The organism is Chryseobacterium tructae (assembly GCF_030409875.1).
GTDB classification, from domain to species: domain Bacteria; phylum Bacteroidota; class Bacteroidia; order Flavobacteriales; family Weeksellaceae; genus Chryseobacterium; species Chryseobacterium tructae.
Map to the genome: position 1 here is coordinate 841,520 of NZ_JAUFQR010000003.1, position 23,017 is coordinate 864,536.

Sequence of the window (23,017 nt, forward strand, 5' to 3'; positions counted from 1 at the left end):
ACTACATATTCTTTACGCTTTTAAAGCTGCAATTTCGTCCCTTAGTTTAGCTGCTTTAATAAAATCAAGACTTTTAGCCGCAGCTTCCATTTCTTTTTGTTTCTGTTCGATCATTTTTTCAACATCTTCGCTGGCATAGGTAGCTTTAACTTCAGCAACCTTTTGAAGAATTTCTTTTTGGGTGTATTTTTCATCCGGGAAATCTTTGCTTCTTCCTACAAGGTTTTCAGATATTTTTTTATTGAGCGCTTTAGGCACCATTCCATGATCTTCATTGTACTTCATCTGTTTTACACGACGGTATTCTGTCTCATCTAATGTTGCTTGCATAGATTTGGTGATCTTATCAGCATACATAATGGCTTTCCGTTTATGTTTCTCGCAGCACGTCCGACCGTCTGAATCATTGATCTTCTGCTTCTCAGCATTCCTTCCTTGTCAGCATCTAAAATAGCAACCAACGAAACTTCAGGTAAATCCAATCCTTCCCTTAACAAGTTGACTCCAATCAAAACATCAAAAAGACCTAAACGTAAGTCCTGCATAATCTGAATCCTTTCCAAAGTTTCAACATCTGAATGAATGTACCTTGTTCGAATCCCGAATTTTGTGAAGTACTTGGTGAGCTCTTCCGCCATTTTTTTGGTTAAGGTTGTCACCAGGACTCTTTCATCAACATCAGCTCTTTTCTGAATTTCTTCCATTAAATCATCAATCTGATTCAAACTTGGTCTTACTTCAATAATAGGATCAAGAAGTCCTGTAGGGCGAATGATCTGTTCAATATATGCTCCTCCTGTTTTTTCCAGTTCATAATCAGCTGGAGTTGCAGAAACATAGACTACCTGATTTTGGATGGCTTCAAATTCTTCAAATTTTAAAGGCCTGTTATCCATAGCGGCAGGAAGCCTGAATCCATATTCTACTAAAGCTTCTTTTCTGCTTCGGTCACCACCATACATGGCATGAACCTGCGGAACTGTTACGTGGCTTTCATCAATAACCATTAAGAAATCTTTTGGAAAGTAATCAATCAGACAGAAAGGTCTTGTTCCCGGGAGTCTTCCGTCAAGATATCGGGAGTAGTTCTCAATTCCTGAACAGTAGCCTAATTCTTTAATCATTTCCAGATCCAGTTCTGTTCTTTCCTGAAGTCTTTTGGCTTCTAGCGGTTTCCCTATAGAACTGAAGAAATCTACCTGTTTTACCATGTCATCCTGAATATCTTTAATTGCTCCATTAAGTGTTTCTTTGGATGTAACAAAAAGGTTCGCCGGATAGATTTGTATTTGATCGAAATTATCTTCTACATTTCCGCTAACGGGATCAAAGCTTTGAATCTTTTCAATTTCATCCCCAAAAAACTGGATTCTGATCGCATTGTCTGTATAAGCAGGGAAAACATCAATGACATCTCCTTTTACACGGAATGTACCTCTTTGGAATTCGTTTAACGTTCTTGCATATAAAGCATTAACTAAAGAATGAAGGAGTGCTGTTCTTGTAACTTTTTCACCAATGGCAATAGAAATTAGGGATTTATGAAATTCTGTTGGGTTCCCAATACCATAAATACATGAAACGGAAGCTACGATCAGAACATCTCTTCTCCCAGAAAGAAGGCTTGCTGTAGCAGAAAGACGTAATTTTTCAACTTCTTCATTAATGCTCAGGTCTTTTTCAATATAAGTTCCGGTTGTAGCAATATAAGCTTCCGGTTGATAGTAGTCATAATAACTGACAAAGTATTCCACTGCATTTTCGGGAAAAAATTCTTTAAATTCCATGAAAAGCTGTGCTGCCAGGGTCTTATTATGAGCAAGAACCAGGGTGGGACGCTGAACGTTTTGAACAAGATTAGCAACCGTAAAGGTTTTCCCGGATCCTGTTACTCCAAGAAGAGTTTGGTATTTTTCACCAATCTCTATTCCTGCAGTTAATTTATCAATGGCTTGGGGCTGATCCCCGGTAGGTTTATATTCTGATTGAAGCTTAAAATCCATAAGAAAGAATGTATAGAACAAAAATACGAAAGAAATTATTAGGCATGATAAAGTTTTGATGATGAATATTTTGATGATAAAAACTTCAGTTCATTGTTCTGGTAGCATTGATTTCTTTTGAGAAAATAGTTTTTTAAAAAAGATCTCAGTATTAGATATAAAAAAAGCGCTATAAAAGCGCTTCGATTCTCATGGTTTTGTTAAGTTCATGGTTGTTGGAATCTTTAACACGGATGCGATGGGTTGGCCATCTTTTGTTGCGGGTTTCCAACTTGTTTCATTGCTGATAGCAGTTATCGTTTTAAGAAGTTCTTTATTGAAAATATCATTGTCACCTGAAGTGGTCACCTGGGAGGCCTTTCCTGTTTTATCTATATGAACGTAAGCCGTTGCTTTTATGACTCCTCTTACAGATTCAAGAGCACTTAAGTCTATGGTTTTACCTATTTGGGCTCTAAGTTCTGCCATACTATTTGGGTATTCTGCGCTGACAAAGTTTTTATCATCCTGGATATTTGTGTTTTTACCTTCTTGGTCTTTTTTAGGAGATATTGTGTCAGCAACAGGTTTTATAATCTCTTTCTTTAATGCTGTAGGAGCTATTGCTGTCTTTTCCTGAAGAATATCTTCCGGTAAGCTTTTCATAGAATACTCTACAACTTTTGTTGTTTCAGTATTAGAAGTCTTTATAGGGGAAGAAGCGTGCTCTAATTCTGTATTGTTCTCAGTTCTAACAGAAGTATTAGCATAAGTTCTTTCTGAAAGCAATGCCGTAGCTGCTACAAGCGTAGTAATTCCAACGGTTTTTCGTAATAAGCTGAATTTGGTTTTTTGTGACTTCATCATAATAAATCGTTTTTTGGTGTTGTTAAAACTAAGTGAATGGGTAAATGGCAAATTTTGGCTTTCTATAAGTTCATCAAGAATTAAGTTCTGATATTCCTTAAGGTTGAATTTCTGATTCAGTACAGCTTCATCAGCTAAAAACTCATGGTTGGTAATGACAGCCTTCTTGTACAAGAATAAAACAGGATTGAACCAAGTAAATATTTTTACAATATGTATAAGAATAAGGTCTATGCTATGTTTCTGATCTATATGGCTTTTTTCGTGAAGAAATATTCTTGGATCAATGGTGTCATTTTTTATATATTCTTTTCCTATATAGATGGTATTCCAAAAGCTAAACGGAGAGAGCTTTTTCTGAGTAATAATAATATTATAATTTTGATATGAAGATTTTTTTCCTTGTATTCTTTTTATGACTAAAAAAGATAAGATACTTTTAGCCAATATAAAAAAAGTAACAATTAGATAAACACTCCATATTAGATTCATCCAGTTAAAACTTTCTTGTCTGTGCTGAGTGGTGACAACATATTGTACAGCCTCTTCAATAATCAGCTGGGGGCGAGTTGCTTTTGGTGTCTGTATGGTAAAGGTTATAAACGGAATTACGTACGATAATATAAGTGAACTTAAAAGATAGATCCTATTGAATCTATACATTTTCTCTCTTTCCAAAAACAAGTAGTACACAGCAATGAAAAGAGATGAACACAAGATTATTTTTAGAATAATAGGTAACATAGTTATTGTTCTATCTGTTCGTCAATAATATCACGGAGTTCTTTCAATTGCTTTTGGCTTAGTTTGGCATTAGAGGTAAAAAATGATGCAAACTGTGTTACAGAGCTGTTAAAAAAACGGTCAATCATAGAAGTCATTTCTTCCTTGAAATATTCCCCTTTCTCTACCATGGGATAGTATTCACGGGAGTTTCCATAGAGTTTGTAGCCTACAAGCTCCTTATTTTGCATTCTTTTCAATAGGGTCGCTATTGTTGTTGTTGCCGGCTTAGGTTCCGGATAGGCTTCCAGAATATCTTTCATGAAGATTTTCTTTTCCTCCCAAAGAATATCCATGAGAACTTTTTCAGAATCGGTTAGTTTAATCTCTTTCATTCTACAATGTTGTAATTTGTTCTACAAATGTAGAATAAAAATTTAATTGAGCAAATTTTATGGCATTATTTTTCCATTCATTTTTAAATATCTAATCATAATATCATGAAAATCAATCAATTTTATATTCCAATGCTGAGTCTTTTTTTGACTTTATATTCGTGTAAAAAGAATCAGGCGAATGCACAGCAGACCGGAAATGGAGGAAGTGTAGAAACAGAAAAGCCTAATTCCGAATATAAACCTGCCTTTAAGGGGCAAACAAGGAGTAAGGCAGTAAAAACAAATACCGCTTATCATGTTGAGGTATTGAATAAAGACCTAGGAAGACCCTGGGGAATTATTAATTTACCGGATGGAAGATTTCTTATTACAGATAAAAGAGGATATATGAACGTGGTCTCTAAGGATGGAAAACAAATTTCTAAGATAGAGGGATTTCCAAAAGTAGATGCAAAAGGACAAGGTGGAATGCTTGATGTTGCACTTGATCCTGGCTTTAAAAGCAATTCACTTATTTATTTCAGCTTTTCTGAGCCATTTGGAAAAGGAAATCTGACCTCTGTGGCGAAAGGGAAATTATCGGAAGATCTTAAAACTATTTCAGATGTTAAAGTGATTTTCCGAGCGGAACCTTCTTATGACGGAGATAAACATTATGGCAGCAGACTGGTTTTTGATAAAGATGAAAACTTATTTATCAGTACAGGAGAACGATCTGATAAGGTGACAAGAGTTTATGCTCAGAAAACAGATAATTATTTAGGGAAAATTATCAAAATTACCAAGGATGGATTACCTTCTCCCGGCAATCCATTTATAGGAAAACAGGGGTATAAACCTGAAATTTATGCCTATGGAGTTCGAAATCCTCAAGGACTGGCGATTGATCCTAATGGAAATCTTTGGGATGTAGAAATGGGACCAAGAGGAGGCGATGAAATCAACCTTATTCAACCGGGGAAAAATTATGGTTGGGGAGATGTTACTTATGGGATTGAGTATTCTGGGGCAAAAGTAGGAGAGGGGATCACTCAAAAAGAAGGAACAGAACAGCCTGTTTATTATTGGGATCCTGTAATTTCACCAAGTGGAATTACTTTCTATACGGGGAATATAGAAGAATGGAAGGGTAATCTCTTCATAGGATGTCTGAGTGGAGAACACATCAACAGAATTGTAATGAAAGATAATAAGGTGGTAGGGGAAGAGCGTCTTCTTGCAGATCAGAACGAGCGTTTCAGGGATGTGCTGAATGGTATCGATGGTAATCTCTATGCCGTCACAGACAGCGGAAAACTCTATAGAATATCAAAGAAATAAAAACAGCCCGGTTGAAAATTTTCAACCGGGCTGTTTTGTAAGGAAGTTAGAGGCTGGAAGAGGGAAGTTCTCACAATCAAGGTAAATGAAATTCTAATTTTTATTAAAAGATTTTAAGTGATGGTAGAGAAATTGGTAACTTTCATTCTCTCTCTTCCGGCTTCTCTTCTTTCTAAAACTTAAAGTTAAGTCTGGCAAAAACCTGTCTTCCTGCAAATCCCATTTGTACAGGATCAAATATTCCACCGGATTCAGTGTTCCCCGTAGTTACCTGTGTGGTTTGTAAGGTTGGATATCTGTTGAAAATATTTTTGCTTCCTAACGTAAAGTTGAGGTTCTTTGAAAATTCATACCCAAAAGAAATATCAGTGGTTACTTTTGGGTTATAAATCTGTTCTGCATCATCATATCCAATAAGGGTAACTTTATCAAATCTTACCAGCTGAAGGTTTGCATTAAACTTGTTAATTTTGTAGTTGAGGTTAAGATTCACTTTTGTTTTAGGAGCGGAGGCTAAAATAAAGCCTCTTTCTCTTGGACTTAAATAAATATCTTCTTTTCCTGCGAGTTGTTGTGAAGTATTTACTCTTGTAATCTCCATGTCATTATAATTTCCAGCTAGAGTAGCGGTTAGCTTTCCTGAGCCCAGATTTTCACTATAGCTTAAGATTAGGTCAATCCCTCTTGTTTTGGTATCAATGGCATTGGAGAAAAATTGTGCCTGGTCAATATAAGGATAATCTTTTTGAACATCTATTGGGAGATCATCTCTTGAGAAGTTTCCTGTGAGAACAATTCTATTTTTTACGCTGATATAATATCCATCTATTGTTGCAGTGAATTTACCGGTATTAAAGGTAAATCCGGCACTTCCGTTAACGGAAGTTTCTTGTTTCAGTTGTTCAATACCCACTCTTTGGGCAAGATTACTATCATTGGAAGCCAATTGAATGGTAACCAGTTTCCCCCCTTGGAAATTAGTGAACTGCTGACTGTAATACTTCTGAGCAAGAGAAGGAGCTCTGAAACCTGTAGAGACAGATCCTCTGAAAGCAAACTGAGGGGTAAAGGCATACCTTGTCGCAAACTTGCCATTTAAGGTACTGCCAAAATCATTATAATTTTCAAATCTTCCAGCTACACTGACCATCCAGTTCTTAGTAACATCCAGTTCAGTATCTATATAAGCTGCAAAATTATTTCTGCTTTTGCCAATATCTGTAGAATACCCTGGAAAACCCTGTGATCCTCCCGGTCTTATGTTATTTTCGCCAGGTGGAACAAGAGGGTTGGTCACCAATAAATTGGCAGGTGTATTAGGGGTTACCACATTTCCATTGATGTCATACATCGTATAAGAAGCTTCTTCTCCTTTAATAATATTGAATTTTTCATATCTAAACTCTGAACCGAAGGCAATATTAAGCCCTTCAAGCACCTTAAACTGTCTTACCGCATTAAACCCTGTTGTGTTTTGTAGGAGTGAATGCCCACCAGCATAAAATTGAGTTGGAGATTTAGTACCTAAAGTGGCATTAAGAGTATGGGTAACATCATAAGTAAATCTATTATCCCCAAAAGCATTATAAAAATCTACATCCCAGTTAGCCACCTTGAATTTTAAACCATTATCGAAAGTAAAATCTGTGATGTTGGTATCTTCAATAGGATTAAATCCCATCGGATAGATCTCAGGAATATTACCATTGGCATTAGGAGTCCTAGTCCATGCATAAGCTTTGGTATTTCTGTGTGAAAAACCTTGACGGGAATAGAATGTGAGTCCATCAGATAGAGGGAGTTCAATATTACCGAAAAAATAAATATTTTGAGCTTTCGCATCTCCGAAGCGTTGTCTGGGAGCAGGATCAGGATTGTTGTAAATATCCGGATTAGCATTTCTGATGGCATAATCCTTATTGATGAATTCTACGGTGAAATTTCCAAAACCCCCTTTGTTCCCGATTTTTGTTCCCAAATTTCCACTAAAGTCAAAGGTCATTCCATCTACTTTATGATCAGAAACGATATCATTATTTCCCGGACTTTTAAAAAGATTCATCCCATAAAAAGCATTTCCTTCGAAACCTTTATCCCGATCATTAAGAATAACATTGATTACACCGGCAATGGCATCCGAACCATATTGAGCTGAAGCTCCGTCACGCAGAACTTCAACCCGTTTTATCGCACCAATAGGAATGGTATTCATATCATAACCCGTATTCCCTCTTCCTTTGGTTCCGAAAAGATTAATTAATGATGACTGGTGGTATCTTTTTCCATTAAGAAGGAGGAGAGTTTGATCCGGGCCAAGTCCTCTTAACGTTGCCGGATCTACCGCATCAGCACCATCTGATCCGGATTGTTTATTAGAATTGAAAGATGGAGCCGAGAATTGTAAAAGTTGGTTAACTTCTACCTGCCCTGTAGCCTGGCTTACCTGTTTGATATCGATAATATCAATAGGAACGGGAGTGTTGATAACTGTTCTTTTCTTGTTTCGGCTTCCGGTAATCGCTACTTCGTCTATTTTAGATTCCTTTGTCAGCGTATCTTTTACCTGTTGAGCATAAGATAGAGAAGAAACTGTAAGAAAAACAATGCTTATGTATTTTATCTTCATATTGATAATTTTGGGTGATGGTTAACTCAAAATTATCAATATTTATTTTTAAATCAATATTAAAATTAATTATTTGTTATGAATGTCTTAATTTAATATTGTTTATAATGGATTAAAGTAAAATAATAGTTAAAATCATTAGTTTAATGAAGATTTTTAATATTAAAAGCTGGTAATGATTCTGTTAAGACCTTCTTCTAGAATTTCCTGCGAAGTTGAAAAACAAATTCTTATATGTCCTTCTGCTCCTTTTCCGAACCATCTTTCTGAGCCTGGAACAATGGCTACTTTTCCATGTTGTAGAACATGTTGGGCAAACTGTTCGCTGGACATTCCGTTCTCAATCTTTGGAAATAATACAAAAGTAGCTTCGGGAAGATTAGGGGTAACAAGGCCCGATCCATTCAAAAGCTGAAAAGCCAGATCTCTATTGTGTTGTAAGTGATTTAGAAACTCTTTATACCAAGGCTTGGCTTTTTCCAAAGCTACACTTCCCGCAATCTGTGATAATGTGGAAACCCCTTCTATGGTAGAGTTGAAGCTGGATTTTTCTGTGAAGTCTTCAAGAATTTCCTGATCATTACACAATACCGCTCCAATTCTCAATCCAGCAATTCCAAAAGACTTTGAAAAACCATAAACCGTAAAACTTTTTCTTTTGGCCTCTTCAGATACAGATGAATACGTGTGAAAATCTCTGTTATCATAAATAATATCACTCCAGATTTCATCACTCATTACCCATAAGTCATGAGCAGAAGCAATCTCCGAAACCTTTTTCAATGTTTCCTTAGAATAAACTTTTCCCAGTGGGTTATGTGGATTGCAGATACTGATCAGTTTAGTATTGGGACTGATTAAAGAAATCATTTTTTCGAAATCAATAGCTCCCGTTTGAGTATCTACAGGACATAGCTTTACAGTTCCCCCAGCAGTTTCTACAGACTTTTTAAACAAAAAATCTACAGGATCCAGAATGATGGCTTCATCACCCGGTTTTAAAACATATTTAGCAATAAGAAACATTCCCTGTGCAGCACTGTTAACAGCCAATACATTTTCAGGAGAGAAACTCCCATGCTTTTCCTGATTAAAATGATCAGCAACGCTTTTTTTAAACTCCGGAAGTCCGGAAAATGGGCCGTAGCTCAGATATCCGTCCTTTATATATTCAATGATTCCCTGTTCTATTTCCGGTGCAGTCCTGAAATCCGGATCTGCAGCTGTTAAAGGGATGATTCCGTCTTCAAGAGTTGCCCATCTGCCATTATATGCTTTTCTCTTTAAAGCTTCAAAGTTGATATCGTTATTTGTGAACATATTCTTATTTGTATGATATAGGTAAAATATTATCTGTTTGTTGATCTGTCGGAAGAAGGAACTGATTCAATAGTATCCTGCCATTATTGATATGAGTTTCTATTTCAGGTTTTCTTTCAGTTTCATATTTTCGGAAAGCTTCATTGGTATTATTTTCTTCAACTAAATATTTCGTCAGTGTAAAAGAATCTTTCAGTGCTGAGGTAACTCCCTGGCTTGTAAAAGGAATGAGTGGATGAGCTGCATCACCAATGAATACAATATTGTCTTTATAAAAAGGGTTGAGGTTTTCCAGTTCATACACACACCATAAATGTACGTTTTCATAGCTCGATTTTTTGATAATTGAGGTTACCAAAGGATGCCAGTCTGCAAAAACTTCCAGCATATATTTCTTTAGATGATCAGTATTGAATTTGTTGATCTGGTATTTTTCATTGTCGAATTGAGAATACCAAAGAATAGTATCTGGAGACAATTTTAGAATTCCAAAAGTAAGTCCACCCTGATCATGATGGAATTTTATGAAGTCGTTCTCAATAGAAGCAGCAATTTCTTCATCTTTAATAATGTTAACCACTTCATTTTCTCTGACTTGTCGCATTTTTTCATCTTTAAAAAGCGTTCTTCTGATACGGCTTTTAGAACCATCAGAAACAATGGCTACGTCTGCATCAATATCAGTTCCGTCAGAATGTATCAGCTTTCCTTTTTCAATATCAGAAGGAATTACAGTTGCATTGTACGTTATTTTCTCAGGAGAGATTTTTCTGGACAAAAGATCAATCAAGGCGTGTCTTGAAATGGCAAATACATTGTTGAGGTCTTTTTCTGCAAGTTTTATTCCTGTATGAGAATATTGTATGTATTTTTTCAGAAAGCTTCCATGTGCAAAAAGAAGAGCGGGATCAATGATCTGGGTAAGATATTCTATGCCTTCTTGTGGAATAAGAAAGCCATGGCCGGCTAAATCTTCTTTGTTTCTTCTTTCGTAAATGTGGTAATTGATTTGTGCTTTTCGAGATAATTAGCCATGCTTAAGCCGGAAATGCCGGCACCCACGACAGCAATTTTGTTCATGTTCGGAATAATGGATTTTTTCAGGTTGGTGTTTAAATTATTTTCGGTCGATTTTTATGGGTACAAAAGTAAATTAAAAACATTCATTATTTTGAAAAAATAAATTAATTTGATTCTGAAATTTTGAAAGATAAGATGAAAAGCATAAGAAATAGAAGAATCTATATGTAAGATTTTAGAAAAATATTTGTGAAATAATTGGGTGCATAAAAAAACCGGAAATAAATTCCGGTTCTGTTTGTATTGTTATGCCTTTTCAAGCTGTACGGTAAAGTGTCTTAAAATTTCTGGTTCCCAAGTGATTTTATACCCTTTCGCAATTTCTTCACGTCTTTCATATACATTCTTTATTGCAGCAGCAATATAGTCCATATGATTGTTGGTATAAGTTCTTCTCGGGATTGCAAGGCGTACCAGCTCCAGTTTAGGATAACGGTTTTGTCTTGTTTCAGGATCTCTGTCTGCCAATAGGGTTCCAATTTCTACGGTTCTGATTCCTGCTTCCTTATAGATTTCAAGGCCTAGTGTTTGCGCCGGATATTCCTCACGGGAAACATTGGGGAGAAAGTTTAAAGAATCGATGAAAACAGCGTGCCCTCCAATAGGTTTCTGCACAGGAATTCCATATTCGATCAGTTTGTTTCCCAAATATTCTACCTGAGAAATTCTGCTTTCCAGATAAGCAAATTCGGTAGCTTCATCAAGGCCTACCGCTAATGCAGCCATATCTCTTCCAGCCATTCCTCCATAGGTAATAAATCCTTCGTAGATAATGGTGAAATTGGATGCTTTTCTGAAAATTTCTTCACTGTTCAGAGCAATAAATCCTCCAATGTTCACCAGACCGTCTTTTTTAGAACTCATCGTCATTCCGTCGCCATAAGAGAAAATTTCTTTACAGATCTCTTTAATGCTTCTGTTTTCTTGCCCCTGCTCTCTTTTCTTAATGAAGTAAGCGTTTTCTGCAAATCTTGCTGAATCAAAAAATACAGGAATACCATATTGGTCAGAAAGAGCTTTTACGGCCTTCATGTTCTCTAAAGATACAGGTTGCCCTCCGGAAGAATTACAAGTAATAGTAACTAGGCAGAAAGGAATATTTTCCTTAGGATGGCTTTTATAAACTTCTTCTAGTTTTTCAAGATTGATATTTCCTTTGAAAGGGTGAGGGTCATTGATGTCAAAAGCCTCGTCAATAGTGCAATCTATGGCATGTGCCTTTCTAAATTCAATATGTCCTTTTGTAGTATCAAAATGAGAGTTTCCCGGAACTACATTTCCCTCTTTTACCAAAACGGAGAAAAGAACATTTTCAGCAGCTCTTCCCTGGTGAGTAGGCAATAAATATTTGAAGCCGGTGATTCTTTCAACAGTATTTTGGAGTTGTTCAAAAGAACGGGATCCCGCGTAACTTTCATCCCCGGTCATTAATGCAGCCCATTGTCTGTCAGACATCGCTCCGGTTCCGGAATCTGTTAAAAGATCGATAAAAACTTGTGAAGATTTTAAATTGAAGAGGTTATAATTAGCTTCTTTAAGCCATTGTTCTCTTTCAGCTCTGGTAGATTGGCGGATTTCTTCCACCATTTTAATGCGGAAAGGTTCCGCGTAAGGTAAATTCATGGGTTGGTATGTTTTTTAATTGTGTGTAAAGAAAATTGGTTTGAAAATAATTTTCAAATTCATCAATGTACATGTAAAGAGAAAAGGAGATTATTCCGGCGCTTTAAATATATTTTCATCAGAATGAAATCCGGCAACGCCGCCACTTACTGCAAACTTCATGGCAGAAGCTGCAGTCATTCCCACTACAGGTTTGATGTTTTTTTCTTCAGTAACAATTACCCAGCCCGAGATGGCATAAGAATGGGGCAAATATACCGCAACGTAATTATGCTTGTCAACGTCCGACATTTCTTTTTGAGTTAAAAAGCCAATTCTCCAAATCTCCGGATTTTCATTGGTTTTAACCCATACAGGATCGTTGAATTTTTTCTTGTCACCCACAAAAGAAGACATAACATCCTTTGTTGGAGTATAAATATGCTTTACTCCAGGTGTTTTTTCCAGTAAACTATCCATGGTATCGAAAAAGAATCTTCCGACCACAAATTTATTTCCAAGATAGCCTAAAATAGCAGTCAGTAATATGATTGATACGAAAACAAGCCCTGGGATTTGCTTGGCAAGAGACGGGATAAGATTGTCAATGGCGCTTACAATATACCAGATTACAAAAATTGTCAGTCCAATTGGGCCAATAATAACCAGCCCCTGAAAGAAGTTTTTCAGGAATAGATTGGCAATACTTTCAAAGCTTGGTTTCTTCAATGTTTATTCTTTACTATTTATTTTTAACCATGAATGGTTTCTTTATTTCCGTAGGATTTAATGATATTAGCTTCATATTCTAACCACGCTTCCCATCTTTCATTTACTTTTTCAGGATCACCAAGCTGTCTTGCAAATCCAATGAAAGTTGTATAATGGTTCGCTTCAGAAATCATAAGCTCTTTGTAGAAAGTTTTAAGTTCTTCATCCTTAATGTTTTCAGTAAGAACCTTGAATCTCTCACAGCTTCTGGCTTCAATCATCGCAGCAAAAAGCATTTTGTCTACAATAAGATCCTCTCTGCTTCCTTGAATAATAAATTTCGCCAACTCATTTACATAATCATCCTTTCTGGCTCTTCCAAATGTGTACCCTCGTTTTTTGATGATCTCATGAACCTGATTAAAATGATCCAGTTCTTCCTGGGCAATAGCAAGAAGTTCTGTAACAATCTCTGGATATTCTGGAAGCATAGTGATCAGGCCAATCGCATTGGTGGCCGCTTTTTGCTCACACCAGGCATGATCTGTTAAAATTTCTTCGATGTTTCCTTCCGCAATGTTTGCCCACCTTGGATCGGTTGGGAGTTTCAACTTAAACATGTTTTAAAATTTTTGTAAATTTAATACAAATTAGACATATTCAATGCTTCTGGATAGATAGAATTTATTTTCTATTGAGTTTTATGTAATGAAGATGTCATTTAATCTAGTATTTATAAATGGTTGGCTTCTTTGGTTACAATATTTTTTCTTACATTTCTACGAAGCAACCCAACTAATAATCAGATAATCATTCAGATGAACATAAATAGAAAATTCTGTTTCTCAATAGGATATTTATTACTTTTTATAGGTGCAGGAAAGATGCAGGCGCAAGAGACAAAAGATTCCCTTGAAGTCTTAGTAAAACCTTACGCGAGTCTTCGTGGGCATCTGGCTGTGTACGATCAGAAGATGGAGATGCAGGAAAATGCTTCCCGAATTGGAATGGAGCTTACTATAAAAAAAGGAAATCTGGGATTCATTGCAGGTGGTGAGATTCAGTTGAATATGTTTAAAGGAGGAACCTCCTTTAATGTAGACGGGAATTTATCAGGAGGCTTTCTTACTGTAGAATCTGCTCAGAAACAACAGGTTTTTGGAAACCGATTGGGATATCTGGGACTGGATTTTGGTAAATTTGGAACGCTTACTATTGGAAAGCAGTGGAGTGTTTACCGTGATGTTACTGCGTATACTGATCGATTTAATGTTTTTGGATCAAGGGCATCTGCTACATTTATCGGGGGGACAGATGGTGGCGAAACCGGAACCGGCCGTGCAGATCAATCGGTTATTTACAGGAATCATTTCGGATCATGGTATGTGGGCGGACAAATTCTTGCGAGAGGAGGTAATAACGGCAAATTTATAGATGGATTCGGAGCTTCGCTTCAATACGAAATTATAGAGAATTTCTTTGCTGGAGCAGCTTTTAACAGGGCATTACTTAGTGATAATCTCGTCAATAATGGAAAGATCATTGGTCTTGAAGGACAACCCACTTATTTTTCTTTGGGAACTAAGTATATTGGAAAGACAATCGATTTTAGTATTGTAGGGATACTGCAGAAAAATGGCGACTTTTCTCATGGTTCTTATAGGGATCCTGATATGGGAACATTGCCATTTACTACCGTTTTCAATGCTAAAGGATTAGAAATATTCGGAAAATATAAATTTCAAAAATTTTCTGTCTTAACGGGGTATAATTTGTATGTTCCCGATCTAAAATCTATGAATGAAACTTTTAATCAATATAGCCTTGATCCTGGATTTAAAAAGAATGATATCATTATCGGACTTTCTTATTCTCCTTTTAAATTTGCTCAAATTTACAGTGAACAGAGATTCTCTATGGGGAAAACATCAACAGGAGAAAGAGAGAAAAGTGTTTTCACTTTAGGTCTTAGACTTGATCTTTCAGGAAGCTTTAATAAGAAATTTAGTCTTTAATGGCTGTTTTTTTTCTTAAAAACTCGAGAATACTCCAACCCAATGCATCTATTTTTTTTAATCCTGAAGAAATAATGAATGCTAAAATGATATTAATGACATAAATAACGATCATTAAGATCCACCAAGGCATATTTTCTTTCAACGGAACTACCAAAAAATAAACTAAAGAGGAGCTTATTCCCTGAGCGAAATAGAAGAAAATGGCATTTTTACCAATGTATGTGATAAGATTTTCCTTGGTAACCTTTAATCTGTTGTAAAGAACAAACAAAGTAACCAGTGAGAATTGTGCCCAGATGATATAAGGGATTTGCGGCGGAAACTTATTTTTATTGATTTTATAGAAAATTTCATTTCCATAATACCAGAACATCCATATTAAAGCTGTAGCTACAAGTGTATATAGTACCGGAATGAATTTAGTTGGGATTTTTTTTCCACGCATTCTGTTTCCAATTAAGAAAACTGCCATATAGAAAGCAACGTAACCAACCTGGCCTGTTGGATAGTATTCCGGAAAAATATTAAATAATAACGTTAGGCCAATGCAAAGTCCAATAAACCAGTTGATGTGTCTTGGGAAAAATCTTAAGATTAATACGCCAAGAACAGTAAGGATATAATAGACCTTCAGATACCAGAAGCTTCCCATAACTACAGGAAATGTATCCGCATTGGTATATTGATGAAGGTACCAGTTTCCGAGATTCTGCCATTGAGGTATCGTTGAAACACTGGTGGTGGAGTACTTTGACCCAAAGGTGGAATAAAAATTCTGTAGCCACTCCATAGAAAAGAAAGTGAGACCAAATACTTTAAAAAAGTAATCTAAAAAGAATAGAAAAGTCACAAAGATCATATAAGTGATCTGTAATTTTAATAATCTATAGAGTGTTTTCTCAATATTGGCTCCTGAAGTAATTCCGCTCAAAGCATAAAATAGAGCCACATCAAAAACAAGAGAAAAGACTCTTACTTCTGCAGGAATATAAAACTGTCCAGACCAGAAAGCTGTATGGATAAAGATAATAGATAGGGTAGCCAGTCCTTTGGCAAAGTCAATATAGAGATCTCTGTTCATTATTATTGGATGTGGGGTCAAAAGTAAATAAACTTCTGTTATTTTTCAAGTCAAATAAAAAGAGGCAGAACCTAAATGGTCTGCCTCCTTTCTTAAATATGCTAAAAATGAATGTTTCTTTATTGAAGATGTTTAAATTCTTCTGCTGAAATTTCTCCAGATTGAATTTTTCTCAATTCATCTATATATTGACTCATATAAGCATCAATTTCTGGGTTAGCAGTGTTTTTAGCCATCTTATAAGTTCCGTTCAAAACTCCCTGATAGTAATAGAAGAAATTGTAATCAAAGTTTTGAGCGTTAAGGTCATACTGTCCTAATAGGAAGCCTAAACGAACAGCAGATCTTCTCTGTGCAGGAGTACCGTGGTGGTTTGGACTTGAAGTTTGATTATCTCCGATGCTCTGTGCAAACTCATAAGCTGCTGCAATTTCCGGAAAACTAGTCTTGTTGTAACCGTTTGGTCTTCTTAAGTAATATCCTGCGAAACCGTCTGCTTCAAGCTCGTTGGGTCTTGCCGTGTTTTCATTTACCGAAGGAAGTCCAAAGATATACTGTAGCTGATGTCCATACTCGTGAGCAAGAATCATCGCATTTACAATATCTCCTCCTTTTGATTTTGCATCATAATAAATAGCATAACCATAGTAGATTCTTCCATTACCATAAGAAATGGCGTTGTACGTAGAATTGAAGTTGGATGGATCATTTACGAATCGTAGAGTAGGATTGCTTCTTCCCCATAAACTTGCAATTTTAGTCATCTGAGCATTCATAAAATTGGTGTCTGTGGAGTTTTGAAGTCCAGTCACTAAAACAGAATTGGGACTCCAGTTGTTGTCTACATAGTTACAAGCTTTTTCAAGTGCTGTGGGTTGTTCAATTGTTGCATTCAGTGTTTCCTGTTGTGGGAGAACCTGATCGTCCATTTTTTCATCACTACATGCTGACAGGAATGTTGCAGCAATGGCGCCTGCTATTAAGCAGAGATTAAAGTTTCTTTTCATATAATAATTTAGTTGGTAAAACGAAGTTATGAAATTATCTTTTATATATGAACACATTATTATTAAAAATTATTCAAAACATAGTGAATATATTTTTTATATAAAAAACATTGCTTTGATTGTAAGCTGATTAGAATTTTATTTGTATATTTGCACCTCGAAATAACTAAAAATTTATAAACAATGTTTGCAATTGTAGAAATAGCAGGGCTTCAATATAAAGTTGAGCAAGACCAAAGTTGTTTGTGAACCGTTTAAAAGGAGATAAAGGAGGGAAAGTTTCTTTCGATAAAGTTCTTCTTACTGTAAACGGAGCAATCACTGTAGGCGCCCCAGCTGTAAGCGGTATCACTGTGGAAGCAGAGATCCTTGACCACGTAAAAGCTGATAAAGTAATCGTTTTCAAAAAGAAAAGAAGAAAAGGTTACAAAGTGAAAAACGGTCACAGACAATCTTTAACTCAAATCGTAATCACTGGTATTACAGGATTTGAAGCAGGAGCTAAAAAAGCTGCTAAAAAAGAAACTGTAAAGTCTGAGGTTCTTTCTGACAACGCAACTGTTAACTTTAGTGAAGATCACGAGTTGAACTATCACTTAAAGAAAAACAACTTGTCTCAGTCTAAAGAGAACAGAGAAACTTTAATTACTTTAGGTAAAGCAGTTAAAGTTGAACTAGAAAAGAATATTCTTACTCATGAAGAAGTAGATGCTGCTATCATTAAGAATATTGATCAATTTAAAGCACTTAACAAATAATCCAGTAATAAAATGGCACACAAGAAAGGAGTCGGTAGTTCCAAGAACGGTAGAGAGTCTCACTCTAAGAGATTAGGTGTGAAGATTTTCGGAGGACAAGCAGCTATTGCCGGAAATATTATTGTTAGACAAAGAGGTACTCAGCACCACCCAGGTGATAACGTGGGAATCGGTAAAGATCACACTTTGTTTGCATTAGTAGATGGTAAAGTAGTTTTCAGAAAGAAAGCAAACAACAGATCTTTCGTATCTGTAGAACCAAACGCATAATTTTTAAGCGTTTTATAAAAATTAAATCCTCAGTATTTGCTGAGGATTTTTTTTGCTTCATACCCATGAGTCGTTTTTTTAATCATATTCTATAGAATGTGAAATATTTTTATATTTGTTGGTGATCAAATAACAAATTATTTGTGCAAACCAAAAAATATATAAGGTAAGGAACCCCCATTAAAACTATATAACTATGAAAAATTTAAAAAAACTTACAAAAAGAGGCTTAAAGAATGTGTGCGGAGGCGCAGGGATTTGTCCTTCAATGACAGATACATGTGAAGAGTGGTGCAGCTGGACTCCATGGCAGAAGACCCATTGCATATTGGGAGAATCCTGTGCACCTTGCTAACGAATAAATGAGTGAGAATGATATAGGCGGTTTCTTAGAAGCCGCTTTTTTATTTTCAATTTTAATATAATTTTAATTTTATCCATTCCAACAAAATTCAAAGAATTATAATTTTGTTCCCCATTTTTAAATATAATAAATATGAAGGGTAAATGTATACTTGTGTTGAGTATGTTGGTTTCTTTAGGCTGGCAGGCTCAAGTCAAAGTACTGTTTGATGCTACCAAAGCTGAAATGGGGGGAAATGCAGATTGGATTATCGATGCTGATACTCATAATCTTAGCGTGACCTCTACGGGAATAGGTACAACCGGAACAGAATCGAATCCGCAAAGAATTCCAACTCCTGCCCAAAGTGGAATTACTGGCACCACCTCAGAGACTTATTGGCAGGGAGCGTTGAGCAATTGGGGAATTGACCTGGTAAGGCAGGGATATGTTGTAGAAACTTTACCTTATAACGGAAATATTAGTTATGGAAACTCATCCAATCCACAAGATCTTTCTAATTATAAAGTTTTTATTGTCGTTGAACCTAATATAAGATTTACTGACTCAGAAAAAACAGCAATGTTAAATTTTGTAGCCAATGGAGGGGGGCTTTTTATGGTTTCAGATCATACGGTAAGTGACAGGAATAATGATGGCTGGGATTCTCCTGCTATATGGAATGACTTTTTTACTTCAAATAATGTTGCTAATAATCCTTTTGGAATAAGTTTTAATCTAAATAATGTGTCACCAGTGAGTTCCAATTTTGCTCCAGTTAATCTTAATCCTACCATTTTGGCTGGTCCACAAGGAACACCAACGCAAATGAAATTTTCAAGTGGGGCTACAATGACTCTAAATAAAAACAATAATCCTTCTGCACAAGGGCTTATCTTTACAACGGGCTCTTCAACAGTCGGAAGTACAAATGTAATGTTTGCAACATCTACTTATGGTAATGGAAGAATTTGCGCTCTAGGAGATAGCTCTGTTCCGGATGATGGTACAGGAGATCCTAATGATACACTATATAATGGATATACAGGTGATGCTAATGGAAATCACAGACCCCTTTTGGTAAATGCTGTGGTATGGCTTGCTGCTTCGTCAAGTCTTGACGTTCATGAAACGACTATAAAAAAGGAAGCCATAATATATCCTAATCCGGCTAAAGATTATGTATATGTTGAGAGTAACCAATTTAAAATGTATAAAATCTTGGATGAATCAGGAAAGATAATGAGTACTGGCTCTCTTCCGGATACTGGAATCATTAACGTCCAGAATTTGCCTCTTGGAGTTTACTATTTGATATTGCTGTCAGATAAAGAAACCCAATCTGCAAAATTGATTAAAAAATAAATATATCAGCTGAGCTTTACAGGTTCAGCTTTTTTATTAGAAATAAATTAAATTTTCATAAATATTCTTGTGATAGTGAAATATTTATATATTTGTTTATAATCAAATAACAAATTCATTGCGTAAGCCGAAAAGCATATAGAGTAGGCAATAAATTAAAACTAAATAATTATGAAAAATCTAAAAAAAATTAACGAAAAAGAATCTGAAAGAAATTAATGGAGGAGCAGGAAATTGTCCTCCTGTGGCAAATTCTTGTAATGCATGGTGTAGATGGACTCCCTGGCAAAAACAACACTGTTTAAGTAATCTCTTTGAAGAACCTTGTGAGTGTATTTAATAGATAGTATGAAAAATTATAACAGAATTACAAAGAAGCAGTTAAAATCGATCAACGCAGGAAATGATTATACATGTCCTGATTTTTTGGTTACAACATGTGCTCAATGGTGTGGGCTTACTTCCTGGCAGCAGCAGTACTGCCCAAATGCCGTAGAAGAAATGATGCCTTGTTATTGTTGATTTTTAAGTATAAATAAAATAAAACGGGCGGCTTCGAAGAAGCCGCCCGTTTTAATATCATATTTTTTTAAAATCCTACCTGAATTCCTGCCTTAACACCAAATTTTGAAATATCAGGTCTGTCAAGATAATTTCCTCGCCAGTTAAAATCTACTCTAAAGAGTCTAAGATTTCCAATACCAATGTTTTCAATTCCAAATCCATACTCATAGTAAATATGGTCACTTGGAGCAGAATATCTAAATCCTTCTACATTAATTGCCTTAGATGCATCACTTAAAGTTCCATAAGCAGCTCTTAGAAAGGCAACTTCTCTAAGCTTTAGCTTTTTAATTAAAGGAATATAAGATAATATTTTACCATTAAAGTGGTGTTCCAAATGAAGAGTAGTATAAGCATCTGCCACAAACTCATAATAATTAAGCTGTGAGAATGTATTCGGAGCCAAAGTATAAGAAAGGTTAGCAGGAATAATATTCTGTAAAGCTAAAGGAACTGTATTGAAATTTTTTCCTGCCTCAAAATTGACAATGGTCTTCCCTAATGTTCCAATCAAAAATGGTTTGTAGAACATAAATTGAAGCTTATTATAATTAAAATCTGCATTAAACAGTCCTTCTATACCTCTGGTATATCTTAAAACAATAGTAGGGGCAAGGTTTTTTGCCTGATATCGGTCTATCCCTGTTTGAGAAAATCTAGCACCCGGTTTTGCAATTAAACTGATAGTGACATGGGAATCATTAACTGTTTTCCTTAATTGCCCATCCTGGTAATACATAAGGTTGAACTTTTCAGGAATAGCAGAATGAATGCTTTGCATTACTCCATCAACTCTGATCTGTACATTTTTCCAAGGCTCTATAGCCGCAAAAACATTGGTTTGGTTTACAGAACTTAAAGAAATATTTTCTCCTCTTGCAAAAAATGTACTTGAAGATAACGATCGAGATGCCACTCCGTCACCTGCGGTAAGTTGTCCCCCCAGCTGAACGATATCTCTGCTGGTTCCGGCTCCAATCATAAATCGGTTAAGTCTGTTGAACATATACCGTGCTTCAGCACCATATTTTATCTGATGATCTTTAAATCCGTAAGCCGTATAAAACTGAACTCTCCAAGGATCATTCAATCCAAAATAAGATCTTGCACCAAGTCTTATTCTATCTCCCTCTACATCATTTCTTCCGTATACTGAGAAGATAGGTCCAAAATCTACCCCTTTAAAAGCATTGTAATAACGAGAACCAAGAGTTTCAAACAGTTTTACCATTCGGTTGAACTTTGGAGTTTGTTGTAATTGGTCTAGCATTTTATAAACGCCTTGCTCAGATTTAGATAAAGTATCAGGTCTTGCTTTTGTCCAGTACGCTTCATCTTTATCCGTAAACTTATCTTCATATTCCTCTTCTTTTCTTTTAAAAACTTTCGGATCAAGAGGAATATTAAATTCATAATTAGAATAATCAACAGATTTTCGGGCAATAATACTCTTAGATCCTTTTTTCTTTGAAAAAGGACTCATTTCAACCTCTGTGATCAATTTCCTTGGGAGAAATGTGGTCTCATCCGGATTGTCATATTCAAGTTGAGTATAAACACTATTGACGAAATTAACATTTATTTTTTGTGTAGATCTTAAAGTAGCTCCAAGGACAGCATAACTGTCTGTATCTATATAAAGATTTCCCTGAAATGCCAATACATCTTTTCGCTTAGGTTGATATCTTATTTGAAAAGCTTTCTCTCCATGAATAGAAATAGTATCCACAAGATTATAATCATAAGTCCCGAATCCATCAGTTCCCGCCGGACTCTGAAATCCAATATCAAAGTAATTTAAAGTATTGTCATAAATATTAATATCCCTGTAAAGATTCTTTGCAGAAACAGTAATAACCTGGTTGTCCTGAAAACCTGAAGTCTTTTGAGCCACTAACGTTCTCTTAGTATCTTTATCAGGTTTATTTTTACCATAATTTTCATAAACAGCTTCATTGAGGAAAATAGGAAGCCCTAGTCTGCCGCTTGCTGTAGAATCTGCATAATTAAAAATAAAGTCCAGCTTATTGAAGATTTTCCTCTTCATAAAGGCACTGTCAATATTATTAAGATCAAATTGGGTCTTTTCATACTCCTTGTATGAATAAGTATTAAATTTTTCCAGACCGTTGTTTCTTTTCTGAGCCCACACTTTTTGCATAATAGCATATGCTGGGTTTTCCTTCTTGTTTTTGTATTTAGGTTTCCCCGCCTGAATCACAACTTCCTGAATGCTGCTTACCTTAGCCTGAGAAAGCTGAACAAAAATATTCTCAGCATTTTCAGGAGTAACGTCAAAAGTTTCTGCAGTATAATTCTTTCTAACAAACTTCAATCTCTGGATAATGCTGTCAGACTGAACGCTGAAGCTTCCTGAGGTGGTAGTAAAGGCTGGAGTTTTACTATCATTGATAAAAATATCAACTTTGTTCACTTCCTTGTTGTTTTTGGCATCAACAATCTTACCACTAGCCCGGGTTTGAGCATATGTGAAGCTGGTAATAGTCAGGAAAAAAAATAAAAAATAGTGTTTTTTAGAGTTGTTGTTTAACATCATTCGTTTCTTCAGGCAATTAGCACAAACAAAAAGTATGCAGTTTTTTAAAAAATATATAAAAAAATAAAATATTCTTACACTTCTATGTAAAACGGCAAATTTAACAAAAATAGTACTACCATCTAATAAAAAATAAATACTATGTTTATCAGCTTAATAGATAAGGAATCAATCAATTAATAATAAACGGAAAAGTCACTTCTTTTACGACTTATATTTATCTAAAATCACCCTTTTTAAGAGATAATAAAATAGGAAGTTTGTAATAAGAAGGGCAAAAAAATGAATTCTTTTAAATCTGTATTCAAATATTTTTTCGACATCAGCTATACTTTAGATATAGAATAATATATATCCATTTTAAAAGAAAGTCGACTCTCTTTAATTTTTCCTACTTACAATCAGTCTCTCCAACTCCTGCTACG

17 protein-coding genes and 2 pseudogenes are annotated in these 23,017 nt (G+C 35.5%); 7 read left to right on the top strand and 12 right to left on the bottom strand.

The features are described from left to right. Window positions 1–12: 12 nt before the first annotated feature. The 3 genes and pseudogenes from uvrB to QWZ06_RS27575 form a co-directional block, all read right to left on the bottom strand. A pseudogene (uvrB, locus tag QWZ06_RS27565) lies at window positions 13–2,003 on the bottom strand (excinuclease ABC subunit UvrB). 189 nt (window positions 2,004–2,192) lie between these two features. Beyond that, on the bottom strand, window positions 2,193–3,512 hold the full coding sequence (locus tag QWZ06_RS27570; protein ID WP_290302347.1) for a M56 family metallopeptidase: 1,320 nt from the start codon (window positions 3,510–3,512) through the stop codon (window positions 2,193–2,195). Window positions 3,513–3,595: 83 nt separating this feature from the next. Beyond that, a complete protein-coding gene (locus QWZ06_RS27575) occupies window positions 3,596–3,967 on the bottom strand; it encodes a BlaI/MecI/CopY family transcriptional regulator (RefSeq protein ID WP_290302349.1) in 372 nt (123 codons plus the stop codon). Window positions 3,968–4,072: 105 nt separating this feature from the next. Here QWZ06_RS27575 and QWZ06_RS27580 point away from each other — a divergent pair, with 105 nt between their 5' ends. Further along, window positions 4,073–5,290, top strand: coding sequence for a PQQ-dependent sugar dehydrogenase (locus tag QWZ06_RS27580; RefSeq protein ID WP_290302351.1), 1,218 nt, complete (start codon window positions 4,073–4,075; stop codon window positions 5,288–5,290). 172 nt (window positions 5,291–5,462) lie between these two features. On the opposite strand, the gene QWZ06_RS27585 is transcribed toward QWZ06_RS27580, so the two are convergent. From QWZ06_RS27585 to QWZ06_RS27610, 6 genes are all read right to left on the bottom strand, one after another. After that, window positions 5,463–7,916: a TonB-dependent receptor plug domain-containing protein gene (locus tag QWZ06_RS27585; protein WP_290302353.1), complete on the bottom strand. Its 2,454-nt coding sequence runs from the start codon at window positions 7,914–7,916 to the stop codon at window positions 5,463–5,465. A 162-nt stretch (window positions 7,917–8,078) separates the two neighbouring features. Continuing rightward, window positions 8,079–9,236: a pyridoxal phosphate-dependent aminotransferase gene (locus tag QWZ06_RS27590; RefSeq protein WP_290302355.1), complete on the bottom strand. Its 1,158-nt coding sequence runs from the start codon at window positions 9,234–9,236 to the stop codon at window positions 8,079–8,081. A gap of 4 nt (window positions 9,237–9,240) precedes the next feature. Then, a complete protein-coding gene (locus QWZ06_RS27595) occupies window positions 9,241–10,014 on the bottom strand; it encodes an FAD-dependent monooxygenase (protein ID WP_290302357.1) in 774 nt (257 codons plus the stop codon). Between the two features lie 548 nt (window positions 10,015–10,562). Next, window positions 10,563–11,939 carry a tryptophanase TnaA gene (gene tnaA, locus QWZ06_RS27600; protein WP_290302359.1) on the bottom strand — a complete coding sequence of 459 codons (1,377 nt, stop codon included), beginning with the start codon at window positions 11,937–11,939 and terminating at the stop codon, window positions 10,563–10,565. Window positions 11,940–12,029: 90 nt separating this feature from the next. Then, complete coding sequence (locus QWZ06_RS27605) at window positions 12,030–12,647, bottom strand: DUF502 domain-containing protein (RefSeq protein WP_290302361.1); 618 nt, start codon at window positions 12,645–12,647, stop codon at window positions 12,030–12,032. Window positions 12,648–12,670: 23 nt separating this feature from the next. Beyond that, window positions 12,671–13,249 (bottom strand): MiaE family protein, encoded by a 579-nt coding sequence (locus QWZ06_RS27610; RefSeq protein ID WP_290302362.1) that lies wholly within the window; start codon window positions 13,247–13,249, stop codon window positions 12,671–12,673. 198 nt (window positions 13,250–13,447) lie between these two features. Between QWZ06_RS27610 and QWZ06_RS27615 the strand changes: the two genes are divergently transcribed. Beyond that, entirely contained in the window at window positions 13,448–14,644 is a 1,197-nt protein-coding gene (locus QWZ06_RS27615; protein WP_290302364.1) for a porin, read from the top strand. Here the strand turns inward: QWZ06_RS27615 and QWZ06_RS27620 are convergent. Continuing rightward, window positions 14,634–15,728, bottom strand: a complete 1,095-nt coding sequence (locus QWZ06_RS27620) for an acyltransferase family protein (protein ID WP_290302365.1) — start codon at window positions 15,726–15,728, stop codon at window positions 14,634–14,636. The genes QWZ06_RS27615 and QWZ06_RS27620 overlap by 11 nt on opposite strands. Window positions 15,729–15,847: 119 nt before the next feature. Then, the gene (locus QWZ06_RS27625) at window positions 15,848–16,735 is read right to left on the bottom strand and encodes a neutral zinc metallopeptidase (protein WP_290302366.1); all 888 of its coding nucleotides are present in this window, start codon (window positions 16,733–16,735) and stop codon (window positions 15,848–15,850) included. 183 nt (window positions 16,736–16,918) lie between these two features. Between QWZ06_RS27625 and rplU the strand changes: the two are divergent. The 5 genes and pseudogenes from rplU to QWZ06_RS27645 all read left to right on the top strand — a co-directional run bounded on the left by rplU (window position 16,919) and on the right by QWZ06_RS27645 (window position 19,993). Next, a pseudogene (gene rplU / locus QWZ06_RS27630) lies at window positions 16,919–17,493 on the top strand (50S ribosomal protein L21). Window positions 17,494–17,505: 12 nt separating this feature from the next. Further along, on the top strand, window positions 17,506–17,763 hold the full coding sequence (rpmA, locus tag QWZ06_RS27635) for a 50S ribosomal protein L27 (RefSeq protein WP_027372929.1): 258 nt from the start codon (window positions 17,506–17,508) through the stop codon (window positions 17,761–17,763). A 196-nt stretch (window positions 17,764–17,959) separates the two neighbouring features. After that, window positions 17,960–18,118 (top strand): bacteriocin-like protein, encoded by a 159-nt coding sequence (locus tag QWZ06_RS28275; protein WP_435384146.1) that lies wholly within the window; start codon window positions 17,960–17,962, stop codon window positions 18,116–18,118. A gap of 141 nt (window positions 18,119–18,259) precedes the next feature. Beyond that, a complete protein-coding gene (locus QWZ06_RS27640; RefSeq protein ID WP_290302369.1) occupies window positions 18,260–19,471 on the top strand; it encodes a T9SS type A sorting domain-containing protein in 1,212 nt (403 codons plus the stop codon). A gap of 348 nt (window positions 19,472–19,819) precedes the next feature. After that, the gene (locus QWZ06_RS27645) at window positions 19,820–19,993 is read left to right on the top strand and encodes a hypothetical protein (RefSeq protein ID WP_290302372.1); all 174 of its coding nucleotides are present in this window, start codon (window positions 19,820–19,822) and stop codon (window positions 19,991–19,993) included. A gap of 67 nt (window positions 19,994–20,060) precedes the next feature. On the opposite strand, the gene QWZ06_RS27650 is transcribed toward QWZ06_RS27645, so the two are convergent. Next, window positions 20,061–22,592: a DUF5686 family protein gene (locus QWZ06_RS27650; protein ID WP_290302373.1), complete on the bottom strand. Its 2,532-nt coding sequence runs from the start codon at window positions 22,590–22,592 to the stop codon at window positions 20,061–20,063. Between the last annotated feature and the right edge of the window lie 425 nt (window positions 22,593–23,017).

Coding starts and splice junctions, on each gene's coding strand:
- QWZ06_RS27570 (WP_290302347.1), bottom strand. CDS start 3,512: ATGTATAGATTCAATAGGATCTATCTTTTAAGTTCACTTATATTATCG.
- QWZ06_RS27575 (WP_290302349.1), bottom strand. CDS start 3,967: ATGAAAGAGATTAAACTAACCGATTCTGAAAAAGTTCTCATGGATATT.
- QWZ06_RS27580 (WP_290302351.1), top strand. CDS start 4,073: ATGAAAATCAATCAATTTTATATTCCAATGCTGAGTCTTTTTTTGACT.
- QWZ06_RS27585 (WP_290302353.1), bottom strand. CDS start 7,916: ATGAAGATAAAATACATAAGCATTGTTTTTCTTACAGTTTCTTCTCTA.
- QWZ06_RS27590 (WP_290302355.1), bottom strand. CDS start 9,236: ATGTTCACAAATAACGATATCAACTTTGAAGCTTTAAAGAGAAAAGCA.
- tnaA (WP_290302359.1), bottom strand. CDS start 11,939: ATGAATTTACCTTACGCGGAACCTTTCCGCATTAAAATGGTGGAAGAA.
- QWZ06_RS27610 (WP_290302362.1), bottom strand. CDS start 13,249: ATGTTTAAGTTGAAACTCCCAACCGATCCAAGGTGGGCAAACATTGCG.
- QWZ06_RS27615 (WP_290302364.1), top strand. CDS start 13,448: ATGAACATAAATAGAAAATTCTGTTTCTCAATAGGATATTTATTACTT.
- QWZ06_RS27620 (WP_290302365.1), bottom strand. CDS start 15,728: ATGAACAGAGATCTCTATATTGACTTTGCCAAAGGACTGGCTACCCTA.
- QWZ06_RS27625 (WP_290302366.1), bottom strand. CDS start 16,735: ATGAAAAGAAACTTTAATCTCTGCTTAATAGCAGGCGCCATTGCTGCA.
- rpmA (WP_027372929.1), top strand. CDS start 17,506: ATGGCACACAAGAAAGGAGTCGGTAGTTCCAAGAACGGTAGAGAGTCT.
- QWZ06_RS28275 (WP_435384146.1), top strand. CDS start 17,960: ATGAAAAATTTAAAAAAACTTACAAAAAGAGGCTTAAAGAATGTGTGC.
- QWZ06_RS27640 (WP_290302369.1), top strand. CDS start 18,260: ATGAAGGGTAAATGTATACTTGTGTTGAGTATGTTGGTTTCTTTAGGC.
- QWZ06_RS27645 (WP_290302372.1), top strand. CDS start 19,820: ATGAAAAATTATAACAGAATTACAAAGAAGCAGTTAAAATCGATCAAC.
- QWZ06_RS27650 (WP_290302373.1), bottom strand. CDS start 22,592: ATGATGTTAAACAACAACTCTAAAAAACACTATTTTTTATTTTTTTTC.